Annotated in this window: 11 protein-coding genes and 1 riboswitch; of the genes, 7 read left to right on the top strand and 4 right to left on the bottom strand. The window is 37.4% G+C overall.

The features are described 5' to 3' along the window. Positions 1 to 103: 103 nt before the first annotated feature. Complete coding sequence (locus tag MHI04_RS01880) at positions 104 to 1,405, bottom strand: O-acetylhomoserine aminocarboxypropyltransferase/cysteine synthase family protein (protein ID WP_340810241.1); 1,302 nt, start codon at positions 1,403 to 1,405, stop codon at positions 104 to 106. A 111-nt stretch (positions 1,406 to 1,516) separates the two neighbouring features. Then, a riboswitch (SAM riboswitch) is annotated at positions 1,517 to 1,630 on the bottom strand. A gap of 155 nt (positions 1,631 to 1,785) precedes the next feature. Here MHI04_RS01880 and MHI04_RS01875 point away from each other — a divergent pair. Together MHI04_RS01875 and MHI04_RS01870 are read left to right on the top strand one after the other, a co-directional pair. Continuing rightward, positions 1,786 to 2,418 (top strand): glycerol-3-phosphate acyltransferase, encoded by a 633-nt coding sequence (locus tag MHI04_RS01875; protein ID WP_036117761.1) that lies wholly within the window; start codon positions 1,786 to 1,788, stop codon positions 2,416 to 2,418. A 196-nt stretch (positions 2,419 to 2,614) separates the two neighbouring features. Further along, positions 2,615 to 4,096 carry a DASS family sodium-coupled anion symporter gene (locus tag MHI04_RS01870; RefSeq protein ID WP_058844783.1) on the top strand — a complete coding sequence of 494 codons (1,482 nt, stop codon included), beginning with the start codon at positions 2,615 to 2,617 and terminating at the stop codon, positions 4,094 to 4,096. A 68-nt stretch (positions 4,097 to 4,164) separates the two neighbouring features. On the opposite strand, the gene MHI04_RS01865 is transcribed toward MHI04_RS01870, so the two are convergent. Then, a complete protein-coding gene (locus tag MHI04_RS01865; RefSeq protein ID WP_342535298.1) occupies positions 4,165 to 5,688 on the bottom strand; it encodes a succinate CoA transferase in 1,524 nt (507 codons plus the stop codon). A gap of 359 nt (positions 5,689 to 6,047) precedes the next feature. Here MHI04_RS01865 and chrR point away from each other — a divergent pair, with 359 nt between their 5' ends. Then, positions 6,048 to 6,779 carry a class II chromate reductase ChrR gene (gene chrR, locus MHI04_RS01860; RefSeq protein ID WP_141905162.1) on the top strand — a complete coding sequence of 244 codons (732 nt, stop codon included), beginning with the start codon at positions 6,048 to 6,050 and terminating at the stop codon, positions 6,777 to 6,779. Between the two features lie 205 nt (positions 6,780 to 6,984). Then, on the top strand, positions 6,985 to 7,413 hold the full coding sequence (locus tag MHI04_RS01855; protein WP_036117773.1) for a hypothetical protein: 429 nt from the start codon (positions 6,985 to 6,987) through the stop codon (positions 7,411 to 7,413). Positions 7,414 to 7,455: 42 nt separating this feature from the next. Here the strand turns inward: MHI04_RS01855 and MHI04_RS01850 are convergent, their stop codons facing one another. Beyond that, on the bottom strand, positions 7,456 to 9,135 hold the full coding sequence (locus MHI04_RS01850; protein ID WP_342535297.1) for a hypothetical protein: 1,680 nt from the start codon (positions 9,133 to 9,135) through the stop codon (positions 7,456 to 7,458). Positions 9,136 to 9,266: 131 nt separating this feature from the next. Between MHI04_RS01850 and MHI04_RS01845 the strand changes: the two genes are divergently transcribed. The 3 genes from MHI04_RS01845 to MHI04_RS01835 all read left to right on the top strand — a co-directional run bounded on the left by MHI04_RS01845 (position 9,267) and on the right by MHI04_RS01835 (position 12,379). Then, positions 9,267 to 9,917, top strand: a complete 651-nt coding sequence (locus tag MHI04_RS01845) for a lysoplasmalogenase (RefSeq protein ID WP_036117779.1) — start codon at positions 9,267 to 9,269, stop codon at positions 9,915 to 9,917. 89 nt (positions 9,918 to 10,006) lie between these two features. Beyond that, positions 10,007 to 11,236 (top strand): peptidase T, encoded by a 1,230-nt coding sequence (pepT, locus tag MHI04_RS01840; protein WP_271912205.1) that lies wholly within the window; start codon positions 10,007 to 10,009, stop codon positions 11,234 to 11,236. A gap of 180 nt (positions 11,237 to 11,416) precedes the next feature. Then, on the top strand, positions 11,417 to 12,379 hold the full coding sequence (locus tag MHI04_RS01835) for a multidrug resistance efflux transporter family protein (protein WP_036117785.1): 963 nt from the start codon (positions 11,417 to 11,419) through the stop codon (positions 12,377 to 12,379). Positions 12,380 to 12,660: 281 nt separating this feature from the next. Here MHI04_RS01835 and MHI04_RS01830 read toward each other — a convergent pair whose 3' ends face one another. Further along, positions 12,661 to 13,092, bottom strand: a complete 432-nt coding sequence (locus MHI04_RS01830; RefSeq protein ID WP_058844788.1) for a DUF4395 domain-containing protein — start codon at positions 13,090 to 13,092, stop codon at positions 12,661 to 12,663. Positions 13,093 to 13,171: the final 79 nt, after the last annotated feature.

Here is a 13,171-nt window from a genome sequence, read left to right as displayed (position 1 = left end):
TTTATACTTGGTTGATGTAGCAACGTTTGACGCAATGCCAAATGAGGCAATTCGAATGAGAAAATACGTAAACTCTACAACATCTTCCCTTGCGTTCTAAAACTTAAGCTTCTACAGTTTGTTCAGTTGTTGTGGCAAGCGTAATGGCTTGTTCTAAATCAGCAATAATATCCTCTACTGCCTCTAAACCGATGGATAAGCGAATGAGCGACTCGGTTACGCCAGCTTGAATTAATTCATCTGTTGATAATTGCTGATGTGTAGTAGATGCTGGGTGAATAATGAGCGATTTGGCATCCCCTACATTTGCTACATGTGAAAACAGCTTCACGCTATCAATTAGCTTTCGACCAGCCTCACGTCCACCTTTAATGCCAAATGTAAGCACAGAACCGAAGCCATTTTTCAAGTATTTTTTCGCCAAATCATGTGTCGCAAAATCTTCTAGGCCATTATAGTTTACATACTCCACAGATGGGTGGTTTCGTAAATATTCAGCAACTGCCAACGCATTTTCATTGTGTTTAGGGATACGCAAATGAAGCGTTTCTAAACCTTGTAGTAAATTAAACGCTGCGTCAGCACTTAATGTTGGACCGAAGTCACGTAACAACTGTACGCGTAGCTTCGTAGCAAAAGCAGCAGAAGCTGTATCAATTCCGTAACGTAATCCATGGTAAGAAGCATCTGGTTCCGTAAATCCAGGGAATCGTCCACTAGTCCAATCAAACTTACCAGCGTCTACAACAACCCCACCTAAAGTTGTACCATGACCACCTATCCATTTAGTTGCGGAGTGAACAACAATATCTGCACCGTATTCAATTGGTGTGGAACCATAAGGAGAAGCAAATGTACTATCGATAATTAATGGTAAACTGTTAGCATGTGCAATCTTAGCTACTGCTTCAATATCTAAAACTTTTAAACTTGGATTACCATAAATTTCAGCGAAGACAGCTTTCGTTTTATCGGTAATCGCAGCCTTAAAATTCTCTGGGTTTGTTTCATCTACAAAAATTGTTTTAATGCCATACTTCGGTAATGTGTTAGCAAATAAATTATACGTACCACCATATAAAGAACTACCTGCTACTATTTCATCGCCTGCTCCAGCTAGATTTAAAATGGAAAATGCGATAGCTGCTGCACCAGATGAAAGTGCTACTGCTGCTGTTCCACCTTCCAATAAGGCCACACGCTTTTCAAAAACATCCACTGTCGGATTTGTAATCCGTGTGTAAATGTTCCCCGCTTCCTCTAAGGCAAAAAGACGTTGCGCATGAGCAGTGTCCTTAAATACGAAAGCAGTTGAGCGATAGACAGGAACTGTTCTAGAGCCCGTCACTGGGTCTGGCTCTTGACCACCATGTAACAGCAATGTTTCTGGTTTAAAATTTGTCATTGTGTACCTCCAATTATTTTTTTACGATGGTACCGGAGATGAGGAGGATTTATGTGTAGAAAACAAAACCCTCTCCTGTTAAGAAGAGGGTTGCGGTTGCAAGTTTTCCTCCCCTTATCTGCCAGATCCAAGTAAGAATCTGTAGGAATTAGCACCTTAGTAAGTTCATCACTTACTGGTTGCTGGGCATCATAGGGCCTATCCCTCCGCCGCTCTTGATAAGAGTATGAGATTCAATTTCCATCGTTGTAACACAGTATAAACATAGAGTTTTTTTCTGTCAATATGTAAATTTTATTTTTTCCGAAACTTCTGTCAGCTCTTATACGTAATATGAACGCATACACTAATTTAGAAAAAAATTTGAAAGGAGTATTTTTATGGTAAAAGCCGTGATCATTTTTCTCTTAGTTGGATATTTAATTGGCTGTATTCACGGCTCTAAAGTGGCACAATTTTTATCGGGGGTTGATTTAAAAAAAGCTGGCCATGGCAATGCAGGTGCCTCTAATGCTACACTTTCCCTCGGCTGGAAATATGGCGTTTTAGTAGCCCTAATCGATATTGGCAAAGGCGTTGTAGCTATTATCGGTGCACACTTTTATTTAGCAGATGCTCCGCATTTAACCGAAGGAGAAATATGGCTCCTGACCTACATTATTGCTGCAGGGGTTATTTTGGGTCATAATTTCCCATTTTATATGGGCTTCAATGGTGGGAAAGGAACTGCCTCTATTATTGGAATTCTACTTGCTGTAGATTGGAAGATTGGTTTATTTGCACTTATTTTATTTGTCATTTTATCCTTTGCAACTAACTATTTAATTGTCGGTGTTCTAGAGTTTTATCTCGTTTTTTGTACGGCAACATATTTATGGATTCCTGGAATTGGCCCAACTATAATTGCTGTCCTTCTTTTTGGCATAGCTATTATCCTGCACATCGAAAATATCCAACGATTAGTGAAGGGTACAGAGCCTAAAGTAACGTCTGCATTTAAGAAAAAGAAATAATATTACAATGGATATTTTTGTATTTTTTATGACCGTATATTTTCTCTTTATCTACTTATATCGCTGTAAAAAGCAGCTATTCTGCATACTTATTTTTTTACAATAAAATAGACAAGTTCTTATCTTAATAAAACATTTTACTAACCGATGTTATGGATAATAATCGTCATATTTATCGTAGAAAGGATGAGAAAATATGTCTTCACCCAATCAAACAGCTACGAAACGGAATTTAAAGCCACTATGGATTGGCTTGGCCTTTGCTTTACTAATCATCATTACTTTTTTACCTAATAACGGTGACTTACCGATTGCTGGACAACGAGCTTTAGCCATCTTAGCATTCGCAGTCATCCTATGGGTAACAGAGGCCGTGTCCTATCCCGTTAGCTCAGCCATGATCATTGCACTTGTAACTGTTCTACTAGGGCTCGCTCCATCAATGGACGATCCTGCTACAGAATTAGGAACTGCTGGCGCTTTAAAATTATCCTTAAGTGGATTTAGTAATTCCGCTGTCGCATTAGTAGCAGCAGCTCTTTTTTTAGCAGCAGCCATGCAAATTACCAACTTACATAAACGGCTTGCTCTCTGGATCCTTTCACTTGTAGGAACAAAAACAAAAGCTATCGTATTCGGCGCCATTTTAGTTTCTATAGCCCTCGCTTTTTTTGTTCCTTCTGCCACAGCACGTGCAGGCGCAGTCGTACCAATATTGCTAGGGATGGTCGCAGCATTTGGTTTACCACGCGATAGTCGACTCGCCGCTTTACTTGTTATTACTTCGGTACAAGCCGTTTCCATTTGGAATATCGGTATCAAGACAGCAGCAGCTCAAAATATGGTCGCTTTAAACTTTATTCAGGAACAATTTAATGTGGATATCTCCTGGGGTGCTTGGTTGCTCTATGCTGCCCCCTTCTCAATCATTATGTCTGTAGCTCTATTTTTCATTATGATCGCTTTAATTAAGCCTGAGACTAGCAATATCGAAGGTGGTAAAGAGGTCATCAAAAAACAGCTTTCAGAGCTTGGCCCATTGAAGGCTCCTGAAATTCGCTTAATCATAACATCAATCGTTTTGCTATTTTTCTGGGCAACTGAAGGGAAATTGCATCCCTTTGACACAACTACAGTCACAATTATTGCCATCGCTATTTTATTAATGCCTAAAATCGGTGTTTATTCATGGAAGGAAGTTGAACCTCATATCCCGTGGGGGACAATTATCGTCTTTGCCGTAGGTATTATGCTAGGAACCATTTTACTTAAGACGGAAGGTGCATCATGGTTATCCGATAAAGTATTTGGTTCACTTGGGCTAGATACGATGCCAATACTAGCAACCATCGCACTCGTAACATTATTTAATATTTTAATTCATTTAGGCTTTGCAAGTGCAACAAGCTTAGCCTCTGCACTGATACCTGTATTCATCGTACTAGCCTCTACATTAACAACGAATGTTGATCAGGTTGGCTTTGTCATCGTGCAACAATTCGTCATAAGTTTTGGCTTCCTATTACCAATTAGCGCACCACAAAATATGCTTGCCTATGGGACAGGAGCATTTACAACAAAGGATTTCTTGAAATCTGGTATTCCATTAACGATTATCGGCTTCCTTCTAATTCTTCTGTTCTCAGCTACTTATTGGAAATGGATTGGATTATTATAAAACTCTAATATGCTCACAACAAAAAGCCTTGAAGCACAATTGTCCTTCAAGGCTTTAATGATGGTATTTTATTGTTTCGTAAACGCAGAGTCCTTCATTGTCCCACTTTTTGCATAATGAACATGCCATGACAGTGCTTTTTCTAGATCGTGTGGCGTATGATGTCCACCAGTCGCCTCATTGGCATCATTATAATACTGCCATAGTTGCTCACGATAATCGGGGTGTGCACAATTATCAATGATAAGCACCGCTCGCTCTTTCGGGGCAAGCCCACGTAAATCAGCTACACCCTGCTCAGTTACGATGACATCCACATCATGCTCAGTATGGTCCACATGTGAAACCATAGGGACAATACTTGAAATGTTGCCACCTTTAGCATACGATTTCGTCACAAAAATCCCTAGACGTGCATTACGTGCAAAGTCACCAGACCCTCCAATGCCATTCATCATCTTTGTACCAGAAACATGTGTTGAATTAACATTGCCGTATATATCAACTTCCAATGCTGTATTCACTGAAATAAGTCCGAGTCGACGAATAATTTCTGGTTGATTGGAAATTTCTTGTGGACGTAATACTAATTTATCAGCATACTTTTCAAAGTTCCCATAAACACGGTTTCCTACTTGCTCTGAAAGGGTAATAGAAGTAGCGGAAGCGAAATTTACTTTCCCTGCATCGATTAATTCAAATACTGCATCCTGTAGAACTTCTGAATAAACTTCTAAGTTCTCGAACTCAGAATCTTTAAAGCCTAACAATACGGCGTTTGCTACCGAGCCTACTCCTGATTGAATTGGTCGCAAGCTCGTTGTTAAGCGACCTACTTTAATCTCTTCACGTAGGAAATTTAATAAATGATTCGCCATTACATCTGTCTCCTCATCAGCAGGAACAATTGTTGATGGCGCATCTAATATATCTGAAATAACGATGCCCTTTACTTTATCTAAATCTAGCGGAATCCCAATTATACCAAGACGATCAGACACATTTTGCAAAGGAATTGGATCACGCTTACCTTGTGGCGCAGGTACGAAAATATCATGCACTCCCTCTAATGCATCAAGCTGTGCTACATTTAATTCAATGATGATTTGGTCTGCTTCTTGTACAAAAATCGGAGAGTTACCAACTGAAGTTGTAGGAATTAATAAGCCGTCTTCTGTAATGGCAGCAGCTTCAATAATCGCGAAATCAATAGGACCTATAATACCTTGGCGAACAAGTTCAGCATTATGAGAAAGATGGGCATCTACAAATGTGATATCACCGCTATTGATTTTATTACGAATACCAGCATCTGCTTGGAAAGGGCCTCGTTTACGAATGACACCTGCTTCTGCTAAATATTGGTCTACTTCAGGACCAAGTGATGCACCTGTAAAGACATCTACTTGAAATTTCTCTTTTTTAGCTTTCTCTACAAGTGCAAGAGGTACGACTTTTACATCGCCAGCACGTGTGAATCCACTCATCCCTAATACCATACCATCTTTAATCCAAGATGCTGCTTCTTCTGCTGTTACAATCTTGCTCCGCAATTGTTCATGGCGAAGCTTTTTCGCTAACTTTTCTTCCATTCCTTATTCCCCCATCCCACTATATTTTTGTTCAACTTGCATATTTGGTTCCATTAAATGTGTGACATTCGTCAGAAGCTATATCTTTATCCAAATAATGTTGCATCAGATAAACACTAACATCCGTTGAATAAAGAAATTGTATTTTTTGGTAGCACAACCAAATAAACAGTCGCTTCAATAATTTTAAACTATTTAGAATATTTAATCTATATTAAATGAAATATTTTACTTTACGAGATAATTTCTACATTTGTAAACTATTTAAATATAACTATCTATCTTTTTTTCATTCGATTTTGGCGACAAAGCGTGCTATGCTCTTGATATAAAGCACGCATAAAGGAGAGAGTTTTTAAATGGTTAAAGAATTATTACGCAATCATTCATCGGTACGTATTTATGATGGACAACCAATTTCAAAGGAAATCATCGAAGATTTGATCGCAACAGCACAAATGGCTGCAACATCCCATTTTGTGCAGGCCTATAGTGTTATATGGGTAACAGATGCAGATAAAAAAGAAAAATTAGGTTTACTCTCTGGTAACCCACGTCAATATGAAACTTCAGGTGGTGCATTTGTCTTCTGCGTCGATTTCAAGCGTCTTCAAATGGCAGGAAAATTAGAGGGAGTAGACATTGTGGCTGATTCAGCTGAAAATGTCCTTGTTGGTGTCGCAGATGTTTCATTGTTTGCACAGAATTTTGTTATTGCAGCAGAGTCAATGGGGTATGGAATTTGCTATATTGGAGGAGTACGAAATAAACCTTCTGAAATAAGTGAATTGTTTAATTTACCTGATCACGTTTTCCCATTATTCGGTCTGACAATCGGTGTCCCAGCTCGTCGCAATGAAGTAAAACCACGTTTACCTGTATCTGCCATACTACATGAAAATGAATACAATGTTGAAAAATATGAAGAGCTTTTACCAGCTTATAATGAGACAATGGAAATGTATTACAATAATCGTTCATCAAACAGAAAAATTGATAATTGGACTAAACAAATGGCTGATTTTTTAGTCGAACAACGACGTCCTCATATCAAAGAGTTTTTAGCTACAAAAGGATTTAACTGGAAATAACCAAATATAAATGGGGTTACTATCGTATGATTAGAACCCCATTTTTTTCATAATTTTATTACTCATCGATATTAAGGCTAGTGATTTTGTCTCGATATAGATAGTAAGTTCACCAATAAATTAAACGAAAAGCCTCTTCCCTTTTCCAGCTATTCCATTCATATTAATAAATGATCCCTAATGGATGAAAGGAGTTAAATGAATAATGTCCAATATCAATAAACATCTTGCTCGTACTTTAGAACAACAACATAAAAGAAGTGTAAGAGGTTTATTTTTAAAAATAGAGGAATTAAATAATGCATGTACACAGCTAAGAAAACGATTAGAGCCTAATGTTGATTTGACACTGTATAAACAGGCTATTGATTATGTTAATCAGTTCGTTTCCCATACCTCTATTCTCAACTTAAAATTTATTACCAATACACAAAATTTAGAAGTAGCTGTTTTACATACTCTTTTTTTATCCTATATTTTAGAACGCGAATCCACACATTCTTTTGCGTACGAAAATAGATTACTGCAAGGCTATTTACATGAAATCTTTACATTAAATGACCACGCAAAAACACTCTTTATGAACCATAAAGAAAAAATGCTAACCTTTATTCAAGAGGACAAATCCACATAATAAAAGACGATCTTGATATATCGAAGATCGTCTTTTGTTCTTTTATTGTAATCCCTTAATCATGAGGGATCGAACTGGCAAGAATTGTTCACCTGTATCGCCATATGTGAGAATGACCTCATCACCTTCTTGTAAATATATTGCTAAAGGCTCTGTTTCGGCACTAATTAAATAATTTTCACCATTATTTAATAAGAAAGATACCATTGTAAAATCACCTAGACGTTCTTTGTAAACACGCATTACCTTCCCGCTCACTTGTTTCTCTTCCTCATTTGAGCTACCATCTACTGTATTTCCTCCACGACTTAAGGCCGTTTTATATAGCTTTAGTGCCTCTTTAGGAGTAGTAGCATAAACAGATATTTCAGGATTGGCAGCAGACACGATGAAGTAGTTTTGTAAAAAGCCGTTGGAATCTAGCACCGCTGTCAGCCAGCTTGCTTCACCATAAAAGTTATATAACACTGGCATTTCACCAGTCCATTTTTTCTCAATAAATTTCTTCTCGATAATTTGTAAATTACCCTGTGAATCCATATAACTTGAATCTAAATTTCCTGTATAGTATGTGGCATCCCCTGTACGAGCATTCGTTAAGGAATAGCCTAACATTGAATCTACACCTTCTTTAGGGCTTGTAAAATCAGTAAAGTAATACATATCACCCTTCTCATCGAAAATTGGACTTACATTCGATTCTGTTCCTTCATCGGAAGGGATCTTTACATCCTTTTTACCAAACATACTGTTCCAAAAACCGTGAACATAATTACCAAAATAACTGTTTTGTAAACTTACTGTCTCTGGTGAAACTGCACCATCAATAAATTCAGGTATTTTGTCCAGTTCAACCGTTTCCGATTTCCCTGTTAGTGCATCAACTAAAACAATCCCTTTCACATCAAAGCCATTACGCGCGGTAATAAATTCACCATATGAACGAATGTAATAAGGCTTACCTTCATCATCTACTTCAAGCTGAACGTCTCCATAAAAAATAAGGAATGGATGTTGTAAACGCATATGACGTTCTAAATTAGCATTTAAATATGCAGAAGGAACATATTTCATTTCCTCTTTAACGAATTTAGGATTATCTGCAGAATCTGTGGCACTCATAATAAAGTAACCAGGTGTTGTATCCCCATTCATCCATTTAAAGAATCCTGAAAATTCAACAGGTGCGATATAAACATAATCACCCTTCACTTTTTGGATTTGTAAGCGTCCTAACTCATAGTAACTAGTGTTTGGCACTTGCCCGAAAGCTTTTTTCATTTTATTGCGAGCAAATTTCGGTGGTACACTTGCAGGTGTTTGTGTCTCATCGAATGGTTTTATTTCAACTTCTTCCTTCATTTCTGAGGATTCAAATTTTTCATTAGCATTCCATAGAGGAGCCGATAATACATACACAGCTACGCCTAAACTTGCTAAAAATAAAATACCTTTTATTTTCCGTTCAATACCACTTGCAAGCAGGGCGCCAGCTAACGTTAATAAAATAATAGCAGGCCAAAAAACAAGCCAGTTTACATCAATTTTTGTTACATATAGAGTGATTGCAGTAGCTAAAAATCCTAGTACAAAGACACCAATAAAAAAGTATCCAATCACCTTTCTTGATTTACCATCTTCTCGCTTCTTTGTAATAAGCGGTGTCACTAACACACTCGCGATCAATGCAATGACTGCAGAAGCTATCAGTAGCTTAGTCATTTGGTTCATCCTCTCTTCAGCTTTCTGTCTACTTATTTACGGTTACATACTAAAAAAGTTTCATACATACGTTGTACAGAAAGGAATTCTACCATAAATATTGAATTTCAAAAGGAAAGGAGCTGAAAAATTTGTTAAAAAAATTTCTAATAGGTTTCATTATTTTATTTGGTCTTTATTATATATTTCTCTTTTCCCATATTGCCGAAAGTTTAAAACTCATTTTTAAAGTGATTCCCATGTTGCTCATCATTATTTTAGCTGCGATTCAGAAGCCATTACATATTAAAAAATACCAACTTTTAATTATTGCTGGGCTTATATTTTGTATGATTGGGGACTATACATTGCAGTGGTTTTTAATTGGTCTGACTAGCTTTCTTATAGGTCATGTCTTTTATATTTTTGCTTTCTCTACCGCAAACGAGCGGCAAGTACCCACGTGGGCAAAAATACTCTTACTGCTTTACGGAGCGAGCATGGCCATCTGGATTGCAGGGTCTGTCTTTAAAACAGGTGAAACGATACTTGGTATCGCAGTGATTGCCTATATTTCAGTGATTCTCACTATGGGATGGACGGCCATAAAAACCGATTCTACATTGGCGACAATTGGTGCTCTGTTATTTATTGCTTCTGATTCTTATTTAGCTATTAATAAATTTGTCACGCCACTAGCTTTTTCACACGAAGTAATCATGCTAACTTATTATAGCGCTCAATTACTTATTGCATTAAGTATCCTTCAATATTCCGAAATCCGAAGTAAAGTGTTACAATAATATCAATTATGCCTTGGCATAATGCGCCCAGAATCAACTTTGTGAATGCACAAAGAATTTTAACATATACACATTAGGAGGCCATACTTATGAAAGAACAAGTAATCGAGCGATTAATACGCTATGCAAAAATTGATACACAATCAGACTTCACAAGCGAAACAACTCCTTCTACCCAAAAACAATTTGACCTGTTACATGTCCTGAAAGACGAACTTGCTGAAATTGGCTTAACAGAAATTACATTAGATGAAAATGGCTATTTATTTGCTTCATTAGAGGCTAATACAGATAAAGAAGTACCAACTATCGGCTTTTTAGCCCATGTTGATACAGCTACCGACTACACGGGCACAAATGTGAATCCACAGCGCATAGATAATTATGATGGTGGAGATATTCAGTTAAATGAACATTTAGTGATGTCCCCAACTGACTTCCCTGAGCTTAAAAATTACGTGGGTCAGACACTTATTACAACAGATGGCACTACGTTATTAGGGGCTGATGATAAGGCTGGTATTGCTGAAATTATAACAGCGATGGAATACCTCATTAAAAACCCTACTATTAAACATGGAAAAATTCGTGTAGCCTTTACACCAGATGAGGAAATTGGACGTGGCCCACATAAATTTGATGTTGCCGCGTTTGGAGCAGACTATGCCTATACAATGGATGGCGGACCACTTGGTGAGCTACAATACGAAAGCTTCAATGCCGCTGGCGTAAAGGTTGTTACAAATGGAACAAGTGTACACCCTGGTTCTGCGAAAAATAAAATGGTGAATGCTATCACAATGGCCATTGCCTTCCAAAATGAAATGCCTGCTGACGCAGTTCCTGAAAAGACAGAAGGTTATGAAGGTTTCATTCATTTAATGGGCTTTAAAGGGGCTCTTGAGCATACTGAGCTATCTTATATCGTGCGTGACCATGATCGTCAAAAATTCGAAGAGAAAAAACAATTAATGCTCGATACGGCTGCAAAAATTCAAGCACAATATGGCGAACATGCCCTAAGTATTACTATTGAAGATCAATACTACAATATGGGCGAAAAAATTGAGCCTGTAAAAGAAATTGTTGATATCGCACGTGCCGCAATGGAAAAATTAGATATTACACCAAATACCTTACCAATTCGTGGTGGTACAGATGGTTCACAATTATCCTATATGGGCTTACCAACACCTAATATTTTCGCTGGTGGCGAAAACATGCATGGTAAATTTGAATATGTATCTGCTGAAACAATGGAAAAGGCAACACAAGTTATTATTGAAATCGTTCAGCTCTTTGAACAACAAGCTAATTAGTCTATCTTATTTCTGATGAATTTTCGAGTAAGTTCAATGATTCTAGACTCACGCTAAAGAACAATACTCATCGTTACGAAGAAAGGCTTTTCCTTTCTTCGTCATTTTTTTAGCAATAATTACTGAATTTTCAATTTACATAAAGGGTTTAAGCTCTAAACTCAAATTGAGGTGAACGATATGAAAGAAATTGCCTTAGGCATTTTAGCTTCTCTTTTCTTTGCCGTGACTTTTATTTTAAATCACGCAATGGAAATGCAAGGTGGCAGTTGGCTATGGAGTGCATCACTAAGATTCTTTTTCATGCTACCCTTTTTACTTATCATTGTCTTTTATCGCAAAGGCTTTTCACAGCTTTCAGGTGAAATGAAAGCACAGCCTATAGCTTGGTTACTTTGGAGCTTTGTTGGATTTGTTTTATTCTATGCACCATTAACCTTTGCCGCAGCGTTTGGTCCAGGTTGGTTGGTTTCTGGCACATGGCAATTTACAATTGTTGCTGGTGTATTATTAGCTCCCCTCTTTGTTTCAGTTATTGCGGGTAAAACAATACGTCAAAAAATACCTTTCATATCTCTTCTAATTTCATGTGTCATCTTAGTAGGTATTCTACTTATACAAATACCTCATGCACAATCGGTTTCGTTTAGAAGTTTAATGCTCGGTATTTTACCTGTCATCGTCGCAGCATTTGCCTATCCTCTTGGTAATCGCAAGATGATGGAGATTTGTGGGGGACGGATCGATACTTTTCAACGAGTACTTGGTATGACCATTGCTTCAATGCCAGCATGGATCATCATAGCTATTTATGCCAGTCTTACAGTTGGACTGCCCTCAGCAAGTCAGATGTTCCAATCATTACTCGTAGGAATTAGTTCAGGTGTCATTGCAACAGTATTGTTTTTCATAGCAACCGATCGTGTAAGAGACCATCAAGGGAAACTAGCCGCTGTGGAAGCAACCCAATCAACAGAAATTTTATTTGTTATTATCGGTGAGGTTTTATTATTAGGTATTGCATTCCCTAGCCCTATTGCACTTGCAGGTCTGGGCGTCATCATCGTAGGTATGCTATTACATAGTTACTATACTATGATCATTGGGAAAAAAAATGCTGTTCAACAGAATATATCTTCCTAACAGTCCTTTTATGGGCTGTTTTTTTAGTAGGCGTAATAAATTTACCAACAAAAAAGACGACTCCATCCTATTAAATAGAATGAGTCGTCTGAGATTTTCACGTTCCCAAAAAATGAGGGGGGTTTTAGGAGCGTAATCATGAACTAGCAAACTTCTGGAGAAAAGTAGCTAAAGTTCATCCTCTCTACACTGTATTGTAGCGGAGGAATAATCTTTATACGATAATGATAATCATTATCAATTAAATTGTCAACAATAATCTAATAAAATTTTTCCCTTTTTTAAAAAGATTTTTTTAATGAACGACGGTACTGCCATTGCTTCAATTGAAAATGTAGAAAACAACCAATACAAAAACCTGCGATTGCGATAGATGATGCGATTGCAACCATGCTAGTAAAGATATAACCGACAACAGCCCAATTCAACATATAACCTAACAAGCCTACCCCTAAACAAAAGCTAGCAATGCTGGAATTAAATTTTTGCTGTTGTGCATCCTCTGGTATATAAGCAGATGGGGCCTTTTTTAGAAATAGCTTACCGACACGAATAATAGGGTTATAATGGCATATAATACCCAATAAATTTGCAGTCAGTGGAATGACTAGAAGCCATGTAACCCCTGTTAGCCATGTAAAGATAACACTTAAAAGAATGATCCATTGATTCAGTCGAACGAGTGGTCTTGGAATTGCATGAGGCACTGACATTCTAAAACCTACCTTTCAGATATGTTTAATTTATTTTACTGCATGACATTCCATTTGTGAAGCAAAATTGATTACTTTA

It is taken from the genome of Lysinibacillus sp. FSL K6-1151, from assembly GCF_038630755.1.
Taxonomy (GTDB): Bacteria; Bacillota; Bacilli; order Bacillales_A; family Planococcaceae; genus Lysinibacillus; species Lysinibacillus fusiformis_D.
Note: the sequence above shows the minus strand (reverse complement) of the source record. Positions and strands in the feature narration are given on the sequence as shown.

What these genes read in the sequence shown, in the direction of transcription:
- MHI04_RS01880 (WP_340810241.1), bottom strand. Translation starts at nt 1,405, where the DNA reads ATGACAAATTTTAAACCAGAAACATTGCTGTTACATGGTGGTCAAGAG.
- MHI04_RS01875 (WP_036117761.1), top strand. Translation starts at nt 1,786, where the DNA reads ATGGTAAAAGCCGTGATCATTTTTCTCTTAGTTGGATATTTAATTGGC.
- MHI04_RS01870 (WP_058844783.1), top strand. Translation starts at nt 2,615, where the DNA reads ATGTCTTCACCCAATCAAACAGCTACGAAACGGAATTTAAAGCCACTA.
- MHI04_RS01865 (WP_342535298.1), bottom strand. Translation starts at nt 5,688, where the DNA reads ATGGAAGAAAAGTTAGCGAAAAAGCTTCGCCATGAACAATTGCGGAGC.
- chrR (WP_141905162.1), top strand. Translation starts at nt 6,048, where the DNA reads ATGGTTAAAGAATTATTACGCAATCATTCATCGGTACGTATTTATGAT.
- MHI04_RS01855 (WP_036117773.1), top strand. Translation starts at nt 6,985, where the DNA reads ATGTCCAATATCAATAAACATCTTGCTCGTACTTTAGAACAACAACAT.
- MHI04_RS01850 (WP_342535297.1), bottom strand. Translation starts at nt 9,135, where the DNA reads ATGACTAAGCTACTGATAGCTTCTGCAGTCATTGCATTGATCGCGAGT.
- pepT (WP_271912205.1), top strand. Translation starts at nt 10,007, where the DNA reads ATGAAAGAACAAGTAATCGAGCGATTAATACGCTATGCAAAAATTGAT.
- MHI04_RS01835 (WP_036117785.1), top strand. Translation starts at nt 11,417, where the DNA reads ATGAAAGAAATTGCCTTAGGCATTTTAGCTTCTCTTTTCTTTGCCGTG.
- MHI04_RS01830 (WP_058844788.1), bottom strand. Translation starts at nt 13,092, where the DNA reads ATGTCAGTGCCTCATGCAATTCCAAGACCACTCGTTCGACTGAATCAA.